Origin of the sequence: Desulfosporosinus orientis DSM 765 (assembly GCF_000235605.1) — a bacterium.
GTDB classification, from domain to species: Bacteria; Bacillota; Desulfitobacteriia; order Desulfitobacteriales; family Desulfitobacteriaceae; genus Desulfosporosinus; species Desulfosporosinus orientis.
Genome location: NC_016584.1, coordinates 3287063 through 3303495, shown reverse-complemented (window position 1 = coordinate 3303495; position 16433 = coordinate 3287063). Strand labels below are relative to the sequence as shown.

Below are 16433 nucleotides of genomic sequence, written 5' to 3'. Positions count from 1 at the left end.
GTTTCAATTTTAATTAAAGAGGGGTTAGGTTTGAGACAGGATCGTTATAGTTTTAGCAAACCCAGGTCCAGAGCAAAATTCAGAAAAACTAAATTTATAGTTTTATTACTGACCATAGTTGTGATTGGCTATGCTGGTTATTCATACATAAGTTCAGGAAAACCTGCGGGGGATATCCTGGCCTTTTTGGCTAATAAATCTTCAGGTATACAAACCGTAGATTCTCAAAAGAATTCTCAAAATAGCCTTCCAAATAGTCCTCAGGAGGGTAATTCCACGGATCCTGATCAATGGTTTGATACCCTATCCACAGAAGATGAAAGTTATGTTCTCATAGACCCTAGTACTCAGCATCTCATATATTCTCATAATCCTGACCTGCAGCGTGCTCCTGCCAGTACCCAAAAACTTCTGACCGGTCTCGTTGCCATGAAAACCTTGAAGGAGACGGATGTTGTCAAAGTTGGCAATGAAGTGATCCTTGAAGGCTCTCAGTTGGGGCTTAAGCCGGGTGATGAAATTTCTGTCCATGACCTATTAACTGCTTTGTATGTTCACAGTGCCAATGATGCAGCGGCAGCTTTAGCTGTTAAAACAAGTGGGTCAATTGAAGCCTTTGCTGAGGAAATGAATAAATATGCAGTATCTCTGGGCTGCCAAAACAGCCATTTTACCAATCCCCATGGGCTGCCTGACCCAAACCAATATACCAGCGCACGGGATCTGAGTAAAATTGCCGGCGAATTTCTTAAGAATGAAGACTTGATGAAGTACGTCAAACAAACGAAGGCCCATCTGCAATGGAAAGATGGACAGGGAGGGTTACATGAAGCAGACGTTGAAACGACTAATCACCTCCTCGGCATCTATCCTGGCAGCCAAGGGTTAAAAACCGGAACAACGACAGCCGCAGGACAGTGCCTGGTATCCTATGTCTCTAGAGCAGACGGGGATTATTTATTGGTGCTGCTGGGAAGTCAACAGCGTTTCAGGGACACAATCCAACTGCTTGATAAAGCCTGGGAGGAAGAGAGGGGGAGTGCAGCCTTAAAAGGTTTAGCAGCAGATCCTCAATCACTTCTTTCTAGTCCGGGAATATTTTAAGGGGTCTCTGACCAATCATCTTTAACTGGGGGGTTAAGTTTTGAATAACTTGGGTGAACCATGTGTTTTGCAAGATCGTCCTTGTACCCGCTGCGGAGAATGTGATCGCTGCGATCTGGACCCGACAAAACAATGTGATAACTGCTGTCAATGCATAGATACTCTTGACGGAGATTACGCTGAAATAGAGATCGATGATATTCTCATAAATACAGAAAATAAGACCAGTTCAAGAACTAATCAATTTATAGATAAAAAGTTTAAGATAAAGAAACAATAGACTATTTATAAAACTATAGTAATCTGTTTTTTCAATTTTTGAACATAAATTAATAAGCTTTTCTTCATTTCAATCAGGATAATACTAATGCCTATAGTATAATTATACATTTATGCATTCCTTTCGATTGTGCACAAAAGGATCAGATCGTTTATGCGGTTTGATCCTTAATTTTTGGTATTATTTTATACTATTTTATATTATCAAAATATTTATAATTTAATTGCAGGAAATAATCATGATGCGTAGAATATTTGGAATATATTAAATATAAAAAAAGGAGTCTATTTTTTGCATTTAATGTTCTCTTAGTAACAAAACAAGCTGAAGATTTTTTGGGGGTGCTAACAATGACTAAAAACATTAAGATCATTGGGATATCTGGTAGTCTCCGACAAAACTCTTACAACACAGCTACATTGCATGCTGCAGCATCATTACTTCCTGAAAGCGCAACTTTGGAAATAGTAGATCTATCGGGAATCCCAATATTCAATGAAGACGATGAAGCTAAAGGAGTACCTCAAGTTGTTATTGATTTTAAAGAGAAACTTGCAAAAGCAGATGCCATCCTCATCGCCACACCTGAATACAATTATTCCATACCTCCCGTCATCAAAAATGCCTTGGACTGGGCTTCTCGGGGAAATGATCTGCCCTTAAAAGGCAAACCCCTGGCTATGGTTACAGCATCCTTAGGAATGCTCAGCGGGGGATATGTTCAGCATCACCTGCGTCGGGTCTGTGCCAAGCTGGAGATGAAAACGGTGAATAAACGACAGGTTTTAATCACCAATGCCAGCAAGAAATTCAGTCCGGATAGCAAGCTGATTGATGAACTTGCGAAAAAGTCCCTCTCCAATTTAATGGGGGAGTTAGTGGATAAAACTAATGCCATCATGTCAGCTAAAGCAGAAGGGTTTTAGTTATCCTTCAGACACGACGAGGACACTGTCTTGGCACGTATTAGCCATCTTAGCAGTAGGCAACGAAAAGTTATACTTTCTGAGTAGTATAAAAAAAGGCATCCCATACGGGACACCTTTTTCAGCGAATCTTAAGCTCTCATAACAGCTGATTTAAAATCAGCAGCAAAATTAGTATTAATAGCGAAATCCAGCAGCTTCAGCCATTGTCACAAATTCGTCCTTGTGACAATTTACTTTGACGGTAAAGTGGGATAAGTTTTTAAAGTGAGTATCCGTACACTTATCACAACAAACATGCCACTCAATACCTTGAGCTTTAGCAAAGGTCAGGATTCTAGCCAAGTACTCCAAACTGACATTAACCAAACCCATGGGCGTGATATTGAGATCATTTGAGGCATAAATTTTGTTTATGGCCTGGATTTCCATGTCTTTGAGAATTTCACCATTGGATTCTACGTGTTTGGACATTAGGTCATTGTAAATGGAATGGTACTCATTAAGCTCGTCAGCGCACAGCTCTCTAATACCGCGATCTTGACCTGCTAAAGTAAATCGATTAACTAATTCTTCACACTCTGTCATAGAATTGCCTCCTTAGGAAACGAAACTAGGAATTCTGTTTAAAAAACTAACTGATCATTTTAGCAATAAGCTCTGCAGGGTCAAAAACTCGAACGGTTTGCTTATCGGTGTCAACCTTGTCTTTAATGCCGTCTTCCATCATGGTAATACAGAAGGGGCAATTCGCGCCGATTGCTTCAGCGTTTTTATCGAGAGCCTGCTCAACCCTAAGGTTGTTAACCCTTTGATCATTTTGCTCTTCCATCCACATGCGTCCGCCGCCGGCTCCACAGCAGAAGCTCTTGTTGTGATGGCGATCCATTTCAACTAATTGGACACCGGGGACCATGTTGAAAAGGGCACGGGGGGCATCAAATTCTTGCTGGTAACGGCCGAGATAGCAGGAATCGTGATAGACAATTCTTTGGGGTTCAATATCAGCGTTCTTATTAAGCGCTAATTTGCCGTCCTTAATTAACTGTTCAATGAATTTGGTATGGTGAATTACTTCATAATTTCCACCAAATTCCGGATACTCGTTTTTCAGGGTATTGAGACAGTGAGGACAAGTGGTAATTATCTTTTTAACATTGTAATTGTTTAAGATTTCGACGTTTTCAATAGCTGCTGTTTGGAACAAGTATTCATTCCCGGAGCGACGTACGAAGTCACCGCAGCATTTTTCTTCAGTTCCCAGAATCGCGAAGTTAACACCGGCAGCTTTAAGAATTTTCGAGACTGCAACGGTTACTTTCTGAGCGCGGCTGTCAAAAGAACCGGCACAGCCAACCCAGAAGAGATAGTCAACATTTTCACTTTCACTCATCAACTTGATATCTAAGTCAGCAGCCCAGTTGGCGCGTTCAGTGTAACCAATACCCCAGGGGTTAGCATTGTTTTCAACATTACGGAAGGATGTTTGCAACTCTTGAGGGAAGTTACTGTCCATCATGACCAGTGATTGACGCATATTAACGATTTTATTCACATGTTCATTGGCAACAGGACATTGTACTTGACAGGACATGCACGTAGTACAAGACCAAATTTCCTCTTCTGTGACGATATCACCAATTAAGGATTTTTGTAAAATTTCTGCTGCCTGTGGGTCGTTCTCGGCAATTTCTGCTAAGGCTTCTGCGTTTTCATCTCCTGTGGAGGTAAGACCTTTAGCTTTTAAAACAGCGCCCTTCTCTAAGAGATGATCTTTTAACTGGTGGCTGATGAAATGTTTGGGATTCAGTGGCTTTCCAGATATATTGGCAGGACAGTTGGCCATACAACGTCCGCATTCACCGCAAGCAAAGCTATCTAATAATTGCTTCCAAGTAAAGCTTTCGATTCTGGCAACCCCTAACTCGGTTAAGTCTTCATCTTCCAGGTCGATTTTTTCGATTTGAGCGCCGATAGGTTTTAAGGATGAGAAATAGGTATTTGGATGAACTGCTAAAAGGTGCATATGCTTGGAATTAGGTATATAAACTAAGAAACCAAAGACAATAAACATATGAATCCACCAAAAGCTGCTTTGGATAGCTGATAGAGTATCTGTGCTTAGATTTCTGAACAGATAAGCAAAGCTATTATACATAATGGCCAGGGAGTATACACTGTTGGATTCTAAAGCTACTTTTGCACCGCTGGATATCCATTCTGTGACAATAACTCCAAAGATTAGGGCTACGATAATGGCTGCTTCCGGTGTTCGGGATAAACGAGCTGGTTTTAAAACCCATCTGCGAACGATACCAATACAAAGACCGATAATAACTAATGCGGTGAGGACATCTTTAACCATATAGAAAATGCTGCTGGTTCCTAAGATTGGGAACGAATAGTCGGGGAAGAGTCCTTCAAAGATTAGTGGCAATTCGCCTAAACAAATAAAAATGAAGCCCCAGAAGATAATGAAGTGGATAAAACCATAAGGTTCGTTAATTAATTTACTTTGACCCAATACTAAAGTAACAAAATTCTTGAACCGTTTGCCAGGTTCGTCAAATCGTTCTTCTTTGGCACCTAAAGTTAAGATACCGATTTTTTTCTTGAGAGCAGTACTAAAGGAAAAAACTGCAAAGGCTGCAAGAACTAAGAAAACTAATAGCCATCCTAGGCGCATTTAAACCCCTCCATTTAATAATGATTTCTAATATCTAAATAATGGTAACGAGATCCCGTCGCTCAAGAAGTTTTTGAAACCCAAAAAAATAAGAACCGGGTGTTAGACTTTAAAAATAATGACATGAATTTATCCTCCTATAATGAATTTTAAATTTTCAATAAATATTGGAATATTAGTGAAAATAGTAACTTGTATCTCTAATAAAAATCCGAGTTTTTAACTCGTTTTTTAATATTATTAATAATACTCTCCGTTTTTCTTATAGACAAAGACTAACATTGTTGGTCGTATTATGTCAACATCTCTGATATTAAGATACTATATGGATGCTTTTCACCAAAATGACAAATTTTTATATCTTTATTCAAAGAAAGTTAAAAGATTCCAATAAATTTATGTATTGTACTCCCGGATGATATCCATGAACTAGAATATATAGAAATATAAAGAAATTAATGATATAATCTGCTTATAGCAAAATGCAATAAAATATTTGAAAGGACAGGTGTTTGAGTAGAATTTTCTAATAATAAAGCGCGAAAATTATCTAAAGATGGTAAAATGTGTAGATAATTCAGTAAATACTGATACATCTTTAATTATGTTTTTAGAGTTTGAAAACAAAGTTTAAATTAAATATACATTCTGAATATTGGAAATTAGAAGTGTAGGGTGAGCTATCTTAAGTCTCTTTCAGAGCACTACCGCTTATAGCTTAAAGAACTGACAAAAAAGCCCAGAGTAGGGTAACTCTGAGCTTATTGATGTTTTTGGTTGTAGTAATCCTTTAACCTAGGGATGAGTAAATTAGAATCAACTGGGTTCTTTGCTGAAATAGTTGTCGATGATCTTTTCTGCTAATTTTTTATGGGCATTTGCCTGGGCCACTAACATGATAACGATGAGAAATAATTCAGCTGTATGTTTGCCGTCTTTATCGATGAGATCTGTCTTTTCTTTGATCATATTTGATTTTTCGATCATGTTTTCATAGAAGGAAGCCAGCTCAATGTTTTTAACTTCCAGGAAGGTTGAATAAATATCCTCCAGGGAAATTAAATCATCCTCAGGGGTAGAGATATTGTTAAGAACCGGTTCGAAGAGACTTTTAATGTCGTTAATGGATAGGATGTTTTTTAGATAGTAGATAAGGATTAAAAGAATCACATGTCGTTGATTGTACTTTTTGTTAATGGGGGGCATGACAAGTCCGGCTTTTGTATAATTATTGATCATGGTTTTGGTAAGGATCTTATCTTGCTCATCCCGTTTATGAGTTCCGAGCCGGTTGTCCATGAATGAGGTCAGTTGTTCCATATACAAGTCAATGTCGGGAATCTCAGCGAGACTAATATCCTGAGTCAGAGAGAGTTCATCCACTAATTGTTTAAGATCCATTTCATTTAATGCCATTGCTCAGTCACCTCGTCTCTATTATATAGCATTGCTTACTTCTAAGCAAACTGTTTTATACTCAACATGTAGTATTTGAAGCTACGTCGTGAAATATCGAGATAAACGTAGTAAACGATGGCATAATCAGACTACACATTACGTAGTAACCAAAACAACGTGTTGAGGTAATTGTAAATACAGGATATATTATAGGTGTAAAGATCAATACAACAAAGGCATAGGAAAGGAGGGTACATAGCTGTTTAGCCCAAATTAATTTCCTAAGGAGTGTGAAAGAGTATGGGGTTATTTAAAAGAGTCAGTGACAACATTAGGGCTAATCTAAACGCTTTGCTGGATAAAGCAGAGGATCCGGAAAAACTCCTTGATCAGTACTTGCGGGACATGGAAGAGGATATTGCCGATGCAGAATCTGCAGTGGCCCGGCAGCTGGCTGTGGCCTGGAAGTTCAAAGCTCAATTGAAGGATGCCCTGGCAGCGGCCGAGAAGCGAGAAGCCCAGGCCTTGGAAGCCTTGAAAAGAGAACGTGAAGACTTAGCCCGCAAAGCCCTGGAAGACAAACGAATTCAAAAAGCTAAAGCAGACGATTACCATCAGCAGTTTGACAACTGTAACGTTATGGTTGAAGAATTACGGACAGAATTACAGGAAATGAAAAAGGAATACGAGAAATTGCGGCTGAAGCGTGACACCTTGTCAGCAAGAGTCCAGTCCGCCAAAGCTCAAAAGGAGATTTACGGATTTGCCAATGGGTTAAAGCCCGACAGCGCCCGGCGAAATTTTGAACGTATGGAAGAGAAAGTTTTGCATTTAGAAGCTGAAGCCCAAGTGGCCAGAGAATTATCCGGAAAAGAGAAAAGTCTTGACCAGGAACTAGAGGCCCTAGGCTATCAAGATGATGAAATAGACTTAGAACTTGCTAAATTAAAAAAATCACTAACCAAAGCCTTTGAGTAAACCTGGCCTTGGCCGTATATCACCGTGGAGGGGATATCAATGCTGAATATCTATTGGATATGTTTTAGTGGTGGGGTGCTGTTTGCTCTGGTAACCTTAGTCTTTGGGGATATTCTGGGTGATATATTCGGCGGCATTTTTGATTCCCTCTCCATGGATCACCTGGATTTTCTGCAGCCAATGGTACTGGTTGGGGGACTTACCATCTTTGGAGGCTCAGGGATCATGTTTAATCAACATACAAACCTGGACCCTCTCAAGATTGCGGTACTGTCCCTGATGATTTCTATCATATTATCTATATTGCTATATTTCGCGTATGTGAAACCTATGAAGAACAGTGAAAACTCCACCGGTTTTTCACTCAAGGATTTGGTAGGCAAGATTGGTGAAGTATCGGTACCTATTCCCATAGACGGTTATGGAGAAGTGGTGATCAAGGTCGGCGCCGGCAATACCAATCAGATTGCTGCCAATCTTGAGAAAGTGGAAATCCCGGCCGGAACTCGTGTTGTGGTTGGGGAAGCTAAAGAAGGAGTGCTTTACGTATTTCCGTATGAATCATAAATAAGGGGGAGTTATTGATGCTTGGATTTTTAGGATTGGATATACTGGCCATACCCACCATGGTTATTGGGGTGATTATTGTACTGGGCTTAGCGTTTTGGGCCAGATATAAGACGGTGGGACCGGATGAAGCCATGATTGTGACGGGGTCCTATTTGGGCAGCAAAAATGTTCATACTGACGAGTCAAATCGCCGCATTAAAATCGTTCGCGGCGGCGGAGCTTTCATTCTGCCAATTTTTCAGCAAGCAGAGTTCCTTTCTCTCTTGTCCCATAAACTGGATGTAACAACACCTGAGGTCTATACGGAGCAGGGCGTTCCGGTTATGGCTGATGGGGTGGCTATCATTAAAATCGGCAGTTCAGTTGAAGATATTGCCACCGCAGCAGAACAATTTATGGGCAAACCCACAGAATCCCTGCAGCAAGAGGCTCAGGAAGTTCTCGAAGGCCATTTAAGAGCCATACTGGGGACCATGACCGTGGAAGAAGTCTACCGCAACCGGGATAAATTTGCCCAGGAGGTCCAAGGGGTTGCCGCTAAAGACCTGAAGAAAATGGGACTGCAGATTGTTTCTTTTACCATTAAAGACATTCGTGATAAAAACGGCTATTTAGAGGCCTTAGGTAAACCCAGGATTGCCGCTGTGAAAAGGGATGCGGAAGTTGCGGAAGCAGAAGCCGTTCGTGATGCCCGCATTCAGAAGGCGAAAGCTCATGAAGAGGGACAAAAGGCAGAGTTGCTCAGAGATACGAATATTGCTGAAGCAACCAAGGAAAAAGAGCTTAAAGTGGCCTCCTTTAAAAAAGATCAGGATACTGCCAAGGCTGAAGCTGATCAGGCTTATCATATTCAGGAAGCCCGTTCCCAGCAGCAGGTAACGGAAGAACAAATGAAGGTCTCCATTGTTAAGAAAGAAAAAGAGATTGAACTCGAAGAAAAAGAAATCCTCCGCCGTGAGAAACAATATGACGCTGAGGTTAAGAAAAAAGCTGATGCGGACAGGTACGCCGTGGAACAGGCCGCTGAAGCAGATAAGGCTAAACGGATGAGAGAGGCAGATGCCCTCAAATATAAGATTGAAGCTGAGGCTAAAGCGAATGCTGAACAGAAAAAGCTGGAAGGTCTGGCTGTTGCCGAAGCTGAAAAAGCCAAAGGTACTGCTGAGGCAGAGGTTGTAAGGCTGAAGGGTCTGGCCGAAGCCGAAGCCAAGCAAAAGCTGGCGGAAGCTTTTGAGAAATTCGGGCAGGCAGCTGTCCTGGATATTATCGTTAAGATGCTGCCCGAACTGGCCGGCAAGGTTGCCGAACCCTTGAAATCCATTGATAAACTCACAGTTGTGGATACCGGCAAAGGGGAAGGGGCAGCCAGGGTAAGTAATTATGTAACGTCTTTAATGGCAACGGCTCCGGAAATGCTGAAAAGTGTCTCGGGAATCGATCTGGGGCAGCTGGTCAAACACCTGACCGGGGAACAAAACAAGGCGGTTGAAAAGGCGGTTGTCGAAGAATCTACAGACAATCCTCACGAGGCATAAAAAAGTATTCGGGTATCCGGCTGATCAACGTCAGCCGGTTTTTTATTTTAAGCTGAGCCTGCAATAGGGAAGGTGAAGCAGAATTGCCGTCGAATATTTCAGAACTATTCGAATATTTTATAAATAAAAGAATGCTCACATTTATGTGCCTGCACAAATGTAAAAAGGGAGTTGGATTTATGAGGATTGATCGTCATTATGAATTCTGGCCGAAACGCTTGCCGAAGGACTTAGCTGTACCGCAAACCAGTTTGTTTGACAACCTTGAGATTTCAGCCCGCAGGTATCCTGATAAAATTGCAATTCATTACTATGGCGGTTCAATTACATATCGTCGTCTTAAGGATGAAGCCGAGGCTTTAGCCGGCTATTTGCAGACAAGGCTGGGAATCAAAAAAAATGACAGGGTCCTGCTCATAATGCAAAATTCACCCCAATTCATCATTACCTATTACGGAGTTTTGAGAGCCAATGCCGTTGTCGTGCCCTTGAGCCCTATGAATGTCACTGGTGAATTGGAGTTTTATATTAAAGACTGCCGGGCCAAGGCAGCCATCGTTGGACAGGAATTATATGAACGCATTGCCCCCCTGCAGAAGGGTACATCCCTGCAGTATGTTATCACCGCTGCTTACAGCGAATATGCTTCTCCTCAGTTTGATTCAGAGATTCCTGAGGAAGTATGGAAGCCTCGTCAAGGCTTTCCAGATGAGGATGCGATTGATTGGCAAGAAGCAATATCTGCAGGCTTAAAGCCCGGCGAGCTGATAGTTACAGCCGATGATACTGCCGTTTTGCCTTATACCTCCGGAACAACGGGAATACCGAAAGGATGTCTACATACTCATGGAACGGTTAATTCAAATACCGTGGGGGCGGCAGCCTGGGGATCTATGACTGCTAACACCACCTCACTAGTCACCTTGCCCTTATTTCACGTTACAGGGATGCAGCATAGTATGAATGCACCGGTTTTCTCAGGGGGAACCATGGTGCTGCTCACCCGCTGGCAGAGAGACCTGGCTGCCGCTTTAATTGAGCGTTTTCAATGTACCCATTGGGTCAATATAGCGACGATGGTTGTGGATTTTCTGGCTAATCCCCATTTGAACAACTATAATATTCAATCTCTTTCTTATGTAGGCGGCGGGGGAGCACCATTGCCAGAGGCAGTGGGGGAAAGGCTGTTTCAACTGTTGGGAGTCCGGTATATTGAAGGATACGGCTTAAGCGAGACGATTTCTCAAGCTCATTTTAATCCGCCGGACCGTCCTAAATTACAATGCATAGGAATTCCATCCTTTAATGTCGATGCCAGGATAATAGACTTAAAGACCTTTCAGGAATTGGGTCCCCATGAAATAGGGGAATTGGTAGTCCATGGCCCACAGGTTATGAAGGAATATTGGGAAAGACCCGAAGAAACCCAAAAAGCTTTTATCACCATTGACGAAAAGGAGTTTTTTCGTACCGGTGATATCTGCCAATATGATGAGGAAGGTTATTTCTTTATCGTGGATCGAATTAAGCGCATGATAAATGCCTCCGGCTTTAAAGTATGGCCAACAGAAGTGGAGTCCGTGATGTTTAAACATCCGTCTATTCAGCTGGCCTGTGTTGTCGGCGTGTCCGATGCCAAACGGGGAGAAACGGTTAAAGCCTATGTAGTCCTGCATGAACATGAACGGGGTAAGGTGACAGAAGAAGAGATCATTAATTGGTCTAAGACTAAAATGTCGTCCTACAAGTATCCGCGAATCGTGGAATTTGCCGAGAGTCTGCCAATGTCGGCCAGCGGCAAAGTTCTCTGGCGCCAGTTACAGGAGAAAGAAAAACAACGCTAATTGAAAGGGGAGGGGACACTGTGACGGCAACTGTGAATACGGTATTAGGCCCTATTACTGCGGGTGAGCTGGGAAAGACTTTAGTTCATGAACACTTTGTTTTTGGTTATCCAGGGTTTGAAGGGGACAGTACCTTGGGCGGATTTGACCGGGATGCTGCCCTGCAGGCAGGTATTGAGACTGCGAAAAAGCTGCAGAATTACGGAGTGAAGACTGTCGTGGATGCCACAGCCAACGAGTGCGGCAGAAATCCGGAATTATTAAAGGAAATATCCGAAAGGACCGGATTACAGATTATTTGTTCGACGGGCTATTATTATGAAGGAGAGTCTGCCCCGGCTTACTTTAAATTTAGAGCGGGTATGGGGGATGGGGAGACTGAGATCTATGAAATGTATATTCATGAAATCACTCAAGGGATCGGCAAAACAGGGGTGAAAGCGGGCGCTATTAAGCTTGCTTCCAGTAAAGATGTGATAACTCAATATGAAACGATGTTTTTTCGAGCTGCAGCCCGGGCTCATAAAGAAACGGGAGTAAGCATCATTACTCATACCCAGGAAGGAACCATGGGGGAAGAGCAAGCCGAGCTGCTGATTTCACTGGGCGTCGATCCCAGCCGCGTCCTGATAGGGCATATGTGCGGCAATACCAAACTGGAAGATCATGCTCGTGTCTTAAAACTAGGGGCCAATGTTGGATTCGATCGTTTTGGTCTGGAAGGAATCGTGGGAGCGCCTTTTGATTCCAAGCGAGTAGAAGTGTTGGCGAATCTTATTGATCTAGGCTTCGAGAAACAACTCTTTATTTCCCAGGACTCAGTTAACGTTTGGTTGGGCAGGCCCCTTGTTCTGCCGCCGGCAGTCCAGCAGTTATTAGCCCAATGGCATCCTACCCATATTTTTGAGGATATCATTCCCATGCTCAAGGATGCGGGAATCACGGATGAACAACTTGAAACACTACTTATTGATAATCCCGGCAGGTTATTTGGTGCTTAGGCATATACTAAACGTTCTCTTTTCACCGGCAAAGTGGAGAGAACGTTTTAATTTCGAATGGGATTTAGAATATGTTCCAATTTCAGGAGATCGAAGGTAAAATAAATGAGCCTTACCAAACTCCTTCAATTTTTCTTAGTTTCTATAGAGGAATCTTGGAGCGAATGAAGAATGATTGGGATGAGAAAATTAAATATTGACTGACTCTTTCATCTTAAAACTTAGCCTTAATACAGTCATGGGAAGAAGGGGGAACTGATTATGGTTTGGCTCGATGTTGATCAACCAACTAAAAAGTGTACCTTACACATGAACGGCAGTTGTTCCTACTTACAAGAAAAGAGGGAGACCCTGTATAAAGGAATAGGTGATTTGAAACGAGATGGTGGATGGCTAAGTTTTAGTGATCCAAAACTTGCAAAATCATATTATCAAATCAATTGGCCGGATTATCAGTTTATTGATCATTGTTAAAAATAAAATTATTCTTACTCAGAAGTAAACAGATGAAAAATGAGGCGTCTATTTCTAAAAGGAATAGACGCCATTTTTAATCTATTAGTTTGAAATTTTCGCTTGACTGTCGGTTATATTCCAGCCGAATAGTTTCATCATCCCGGAAGCCACTAGCAGCATAATAAACGAATAACCGGTCATTGATGCCTGAAAACTGACGTATGCAGCAATCTTAGTTATTATTGGGGGGCTCAAAAACATCCCGATACCCCAAAAGAGATAATATGCCCCTGAAATAGTACCTTTATAAAGAGTTGGGTACGATTTCATTTAAGAAGCCCATTGATGCGAGATAAAAAACACCCATTCCCAAACTCGCTACAGTTAATGGCAAGAAGATTAGAAGGCTACTTAAGAATGGAGAAATAATTATCCCGCCAGCAGCGACAAGAAGTCCTAAAATCATAAATGTTTTTGATTTGAAGAGAAGAATAAAATAATTAGCTCCTTTAATTGGAAGGAATATTCATGAAATATGCAGAACATATTTAGTATATTTGAGTATTATTGGAGATGTAAGCGTATGAAATATTGTTTTTCTGAATTAGTAAACGTCTCTGACCTTCAGAATTTTTTGAATAGTTTATTTTCGATTTCAAACCCTGTTTTAGCCATACTTGATAACAATAGTAATATTTTGGTATCTTTTGGCTGGCAAGAGATCTGTGTAAACTATCATAGATTAAATAGTGAAACTGCACTTTTATGTAAACAAAGTGACAGATATATAAAAAATTACCTTAATTGTAATGAACCATATATTTGTTATAGATGTGCAAACGGATTAATTGATGCTGCAGCTCCAATTATTATTGAAGGGGAACATATAGCCACGGCTTATCACGGACAATTTTTTTTTGAAGAGCCAGACAAAGAACAATTTCGAATGCAGGCTAAAAAATACGGATTCAATGAAGAAGAATACTTAAAAGCACTGGCTAAAGTGCCAATATATTCGAAAAAAGAATTAGATAAAATTATGTTTAATATCCGACAACTTATTGAAACTATGGCAAAGAATGGTCTGGCTTATCTTAAACTGATAGAAGCTAAAAGTGAAGAAAGACTGAAGACTATCATTAATAATACTACTTATATGGCTATTCAAAGTTATGACTTTGATGGTAGAATACAATATTTTAACAATGCATCTAAAAGTATGTTTGGTTGTAAATATAATAAAAAAATTGAGGAAAATTTAAATCAAATAATGATCTCTGATAAAAAAATAAGTTTTGATTGTTGGAAAGATTTAAAGAGTAATAATAAAGAGAAAATCATTAAAGATAAAGAATGGATTTTTCAAAATGAAAATGGTGTTGAGAAAATAATATCCTCAACAATATTTCCAATTAATTTACCAGATGGGAAAAGAGAATTTATTAGTATGGATATAGATATTACTGAGAAAAAACGTTTTGAAAAAGAAATGCAACGTTTAGATCGACTAAATATTATTGGTGAAATGGCAGCTGGAATTGCTCATGAAGTTAGGAATCCAATGACAACAGTACGTGGATATCTCCAATTACTTAAAAATAAACAGGAATTTCAAGAATTCCAAAATCAAATGGAGTTAATGATTGATGAGATAGATAGAGCAAATGCTATAATTACGGAATTCTTAACTCTTGCAAAAACAAAGCCCAATAAGCCGGAAAATAGAAATTTAAATGACATAATTCAAAAATTATATCCTTTAATTGAAGCCGATGTATTTACCCAAAACAAACAAATAAACTTCAGACAAGCGGAACTGCCCAATATTATTATAGATGAAAATGAAATATCTCAAATGATATTAAATTTAACCAGAAATGCCATGGAATCAATGAAAGAGAATGGGTTGTTAACAATTGAAACATATTTGAATGAAGATAACAAAGTAATCTTGAAGGTTCAGGATCAAGGTTGCGGTATACCCCAGGAAATTATCGACAAGATAGGTACACCTTTTTTTACAACCAAAGATAATGGAACCGGTCTAGGCTTAGCAACAACCTATAGGATCGCTGAATCACACAATGCCAAGATTGAGGTCGAATCAGACGATAAAGGGACAGCATTTTATGTTTATTTTCCGGTAACCGATAATAGAGTGCGTTGAGATCGTGATAGAACTATATAGGGGGTTGAGTCGAAGTCTTGGTATAAAGCCGGTTTTGAGAGAGTGTATGTTCTTTTACGGTTTCGAAGTGAGTCGGAATATATTGAGCCATATCGTCTTTTTTGAACGGTCTGGTTTTTCTATTAAAAAGTCCAAATAATTTTTGTCGTCGCTCTCATTAATAATAATTGGCTGATAGCAAATTGTATTTGGGTCCGATAATAGATATTATGTAAAGTAGAGTGTATTTTATCGAAGGGGGTAATACTATTTAATAGCCTGAAAAGCTCGATGTGGAATTATTAACCAACTTGTCCGTATCAGCAATTTTTCAGGCTATCAGTGTTTAATCTATTACGAGAATTCATATTTAACATTTTGGACAAATTTAATTGATAACTCTAACTGATTCATCTGCCAGGTTAATCATCGAGTTTGGAATTTACTAAACCCAGTAAACCCTTTTATAAGGTTTACGATAAAAGCAACTAAAAAACAGCCTCTAGAATGCTCTGTAAGGCTTTAGAAACTAATGCCAAGTACAATTGGACTAATCCGAGTAACTATGGCCACAGGAGCTAATATAAAGCCTTGAATATGTTCTATAAATATGAGTCTGGTTTACAGGTGCTTAATTCAGGACTCAACACGATTCGATTGATGTTTGATTAAATGAATTGCATTTATTAATACTATTGAGCCATGAATTAACTTGTTAGAAATAGTGACCTGACCACTCGCACTATCAACTATGCGTTAAATATCTTTTTAATGAAGAGTTACTTACATTGTATTGTTATGGTTTATCATCTCCTAGTGCAGCAAGAACCTAAAAAAGCATTACTTCTTCCCCATGTAATCTGCTTTCCCTGCAAAAATCCGCCCGAGCCTTCCAGATACCATGGTGCAAAGTCCTGTTTTAGTCGATGGGTCCGAATCAAGTAATTAGAAACGGCTGGCACTTCCCCACTTCGATACGTGGCAACAGCATTTCACGGATTTCCGACATCTGCTGCACGATGTCTTTACCCGACTGCAAGATCATCAGTGGCTCCTCCGGCTAATCCGGTGATCCCAACTGTTCTCTGCCCAGCAATATTTTTTTGTCCAGTGCGAATTCCATCATCAGCGCTCCAGCTCCTGCATCAGCTCAAAACGATATTTTTGCTTAATCTCTGGGTATTTCACATGGTCTACTTCGCTCAAAAACATGTCATATGGACGTATATATACCCTGAAATCCCCATACAGCGCTTGGTAAACGATATATTTTTCATTACTTTCGCTGTGGGTGGCAACCGCCAGCAGTTGGTACATTTTATTCTTAAAATGGCAGTACTTGCCGCCGATCACTGGTTTTCTTGGTTCCATAAGTACCTCCTGCGCTATGTTTCGAATTGGGATTTGGAAGCTTCCAATTATTAGCCTTATTGGAACTTGAATCTTTAAATCTATTTGCACAATCGGCATCAGGACGGTGCTGCTTTC

15 protein-coding genes are annotated in these 16433 nt (G+C 40.3%); 10 read left to right on the top strand and 5 right to left on the bottom strand.

Annotated elements, in window-relative coordinates; all coding sequences use genetic code 11:
• Window positions 1–30: 30 nt before the first annotated feature.
• From DESOR_RS15425 to DESOR_RS15415, 3 genes are all read left to right on the top strand, one after another.
• Window positions 31–1104, top strand: a complete 1074-nt coding sequence (locus DESOR_RS15425) for a D-alanyl-D-alanine carboxypeptidase family protein (RefSeq protein WP_014185505.1) — start codon at window positions 31–33, stop codon at window positions 1102–1104.
• A gap of 40 nt (window positions 1105–1144) precedes the next feature.
• A complete protein-coding gene (locus tag DESOR_RS15420) occupies window positions 1145–1384 on the top strand; it encodes a hypothetical protein (protein ID WP_014185504.1) in 240 nt (79 codons plus the stop codon).
• A gap of 350 nt (window positions 1385–1734) precedes the next feature.
• On the top strand, window positions 1735–2310 hold the full coding sequence (locus DESOR_RS15415; protein ID WP_014185503.1) for an NADPH-dependent FMN reductase: 576 nt from the start codon (window positions 1735–1737) through the stop codon (window positions 2308–2310).
• Between the two features lie 177 nt (window positions 2311–2487).
• Here the strand turns inward: DESOR_RS15415 and DESOR_RS15410 are convergent, their stop codons facing one another.
• From DESOR_RS15410 to DESOR_RS15400, 3 genes are all read right to left on the bottom strand, one after another.
• Window positions 2488–2898: a hypothetical protein gene (locus tag DESOR_RS15410; RefSeq protein ID WP_014185502.1), complete on the bottom strand. Its 411-nt coding sequence runs from the start codon at window positions 2896–2898 to the stop codon at window positions 2488–2490.
• Between the two features lie 46 nt (window positions 2899–2944).
• A complete protein-coding gene (locus DESOR_RS15405; protein WP_014185501.1) occupies window positions 2945–4996 on the bottom strand; it encodes a heterodisulfide reductase-related iron-sulfur binding cluster in 2052 nt (683 codons plus the stop codon).
• Window positions 4997–5812: 816 nt separating this feature from the next.
• Window positions 5813–6412, bottom strand: coding sequence for a DUF1836 domain-containing protein (locus tag DESOR_RS15400; RefSeq protein ID WP_014185500.1), 600 nt, complete (start codon window positions 6410–6412; stop codon window positions 5813–5815).
• Window positions 6413–6694: 282 nt separating this feature from the next.
• Here DESOR_RS15400 and DESOR_RS15395 point away from each other — a divergent pair, with 282 nt between their 5' ends.
• From DESOR_RS15395 to DESOR_RS15370, 6 genes are all read left to right on the top strand, one after another.
• On the top strand, window positions 6695–7372 hold the full coding sequence (locus tag DESOR_RS15395) for a PspA/IM30 family protein (RefSeq protein ID WP_014185499.1): 678 nt from the start codon (window positions 6695–6697) through the stop codon (window positions 7370–7372).
• A 39-nt stretch (window positions 7373–7411) separates the two neighbouring features.
• A complete protein-coding gene (locus DESOR_RS15390; protein ID WP_014185498.1) occupies window positions 7412–7939 on the top strand; it encodes an NfeD family membrane protein in 528 nt (175 codons plus the stop codon).
• A 17-nt stretch (window positions 7940–7956) separates the two neighbouring features.
• Complete coding sequence (gene floT / locus DESOR_RS15385; protein ID WP_014185497.1) at window positions 7957–9477, top strand: flotillin lipid rafts scaffold protein FloT; 1521 nt, start codon at window positions 7957–7959, stop codon at window positions 9475–9477.
• A 179-nt stretch (window positions 9478–9656) separates the two neighbouring features.
• Window positions 9657–11321, top strand: coding sequence for a long-chain fatty acid--CoA ligase (locus tag DESOR_RS15380; RefSeq protein ID WP_014185496.1), 1665 nt, complete (start codon window positions 9657–9659; stop codon window positions 11319–11321).
• Window positions 11322–11341: 20 nt separating this feature from the next.
• On the top strand, window positions 11342–12322 hold the full coding sequence (locus DESOR_RS15375) for a phosphotriesterase family protein (RefSeq protein ID WP_014185495.1): 981 nt from the start codon (window positions 11342–11344) through the stop codon (window positions 12320–12322).
• A gap of 261 nt (window positions 12323–12583) precedes the next feature.
• Window positions 12584–12796, top strand: coding sequence for a hypothetical protein (locus tag DESOR_RS15370; protein ID WP_014185494.1), 213 nt, complete (start codon window positions 12584–12586; stop codon window positions 12794–12796).
• An 84-nt stretch (window positions 12797–12880) separates the two neighbouring features.
• Here the strand turns inward: DESOR_RS15370 and DESOR_RS15365 are convergent, their stop codons facing one another.
• Window positions 12881–13108 carry a hypothetical protein gene (locus DESOR_RS15365; RefSeq protein WP_042331298.1) on the bottom strand — a complete coding sequence of 76 codons (228 nt, stop codon included), beginning with the start codon at window positions 13106–13108 and terminating at the stop codon, window positions 12881–12883.
• Between the two features lie 253 nt (window positions 13109–13361).
• Between DESOR_RS15365 and DESOR_RS15360 the strand changes: the two genes are divergently transcribed.
• Window positions 13362–14945, top strand: a complete 1584-nt coding sequence (locus DESOR_RS15360) for a PocR ligand-binding domain-containing protein (RefSeq protein WP_014185493.1) — start codon at window positions 13362–13364, stop codon at window positions 14943–14945.
• A 1125-nt stretch (window positions 14946–16070) separates the two neighbouring features.
• Here the strand turns inward: DESOR_RS15360 and DESOR_RS15355 are convergent.
• On the bottom strand, window positions 16071–16316 hold the full coding sequence (locus DESOR_RS15355; RefSeq protein ID WP_014185492.1) for a DUF1653 domain-containing protein: 246 nt from the start codon (window positions 16314–16316) through the stop codon (window positions 16071–16073).
• Window positions 16317–16433: the final 117 nt, after the last annotated feature.

What these genes read in the sequence shown, in the direction of transcription:
- DESOR_RS15370 (WP_014185494.1), top strand. Translation starts at nt 12,584, where the DNA reads ATGGTTTGGCTCGATGTTGATCAACCAACTAAAAAGTGTACCTTACAC.
- DESOR_RS15405 (WP_014185501.1), bottom strand. Translation starts at nt 4,996, where the DNA reads ATGCGCCTAGGATGGCTATTAGTTTTCTTAGTTCTTGCAGCCTTTGCA.
- DESOR_RS15355 (WP_014185492.1), bottom strand. Translation starts at nt 16,316, where the DNA reads ATGGAACCAAGAAAACCAGTGATCGGCGGCAAGTACTGCCATTTTAAG.
- DESOR_RS15400 (WP_014185500.1), bottom strand. Translation starts at nt 6,412, where the DNA reads ATGGCATTAAATGAAATGGATCTTAAACAATTAGTGGATGAACTCTCT.
- DESOR_RS15390 (WP_014185498.1), top strand. Translation starts at nt 7,412, where the DNA reads ATGCTGAATATCTATTGGATATGTTTTAGTGGTGGGGTGCTGTTTGCT.
- DESOR_RS15395 (WP_014185499.1), top strand. Translation starts at nt 6,695, where the DNA reads ATGGGGTTATTTAAAAGAGTCAGTGACAACATTAGGGCTAATCTAAAC.
- DESOR_RS15415 (WP_014185503.1), top strand. Translation starts at nt 1,735, where the DNA reads ATGACTAAAAACATTAAGATCATTGGGATATCTGGTAGTCTCCGACAA.
- DESOR_RS15410 (WP_014185502.1), bottom strand. Translation starts at nt 2,898, where the DNA reads ATGACAGAGTGTGAAGAATTAGTTAATCGATTTACTTTAGCAGGTCAA.
- floT (WP_014185497.1), top strand. Translation starts at nt 7,957, where the DNA reads ATGCTTGGATTTTTAGGATTGGATATACTGGCCATACCCACCATGGTT.
- DESOR_RS15360 (WP_014185493.1), top strand. Translation starts at nt 13,362, where the DNA reads ATGAAATATTGTTTTTCTGAATTAGTAAACGTCTCTGACCTTCAGAAT.
- DESOR_RS15365 (WP_042331298.1), bottom strand. Translation starts at nt 13,108, where the DNA reads ATGAAATCGTACCCAACTCTTTATAAAGGTACTATTTCAGGGGCATAT.
- DESOR_RS15380 (WP_014185496.1), top strand. Translation starts at nt 9,657, where the DNA reads ATGAGGATTGATCGTCATTATGAATTCTGGCCGAAACGCTTGCCGAAG.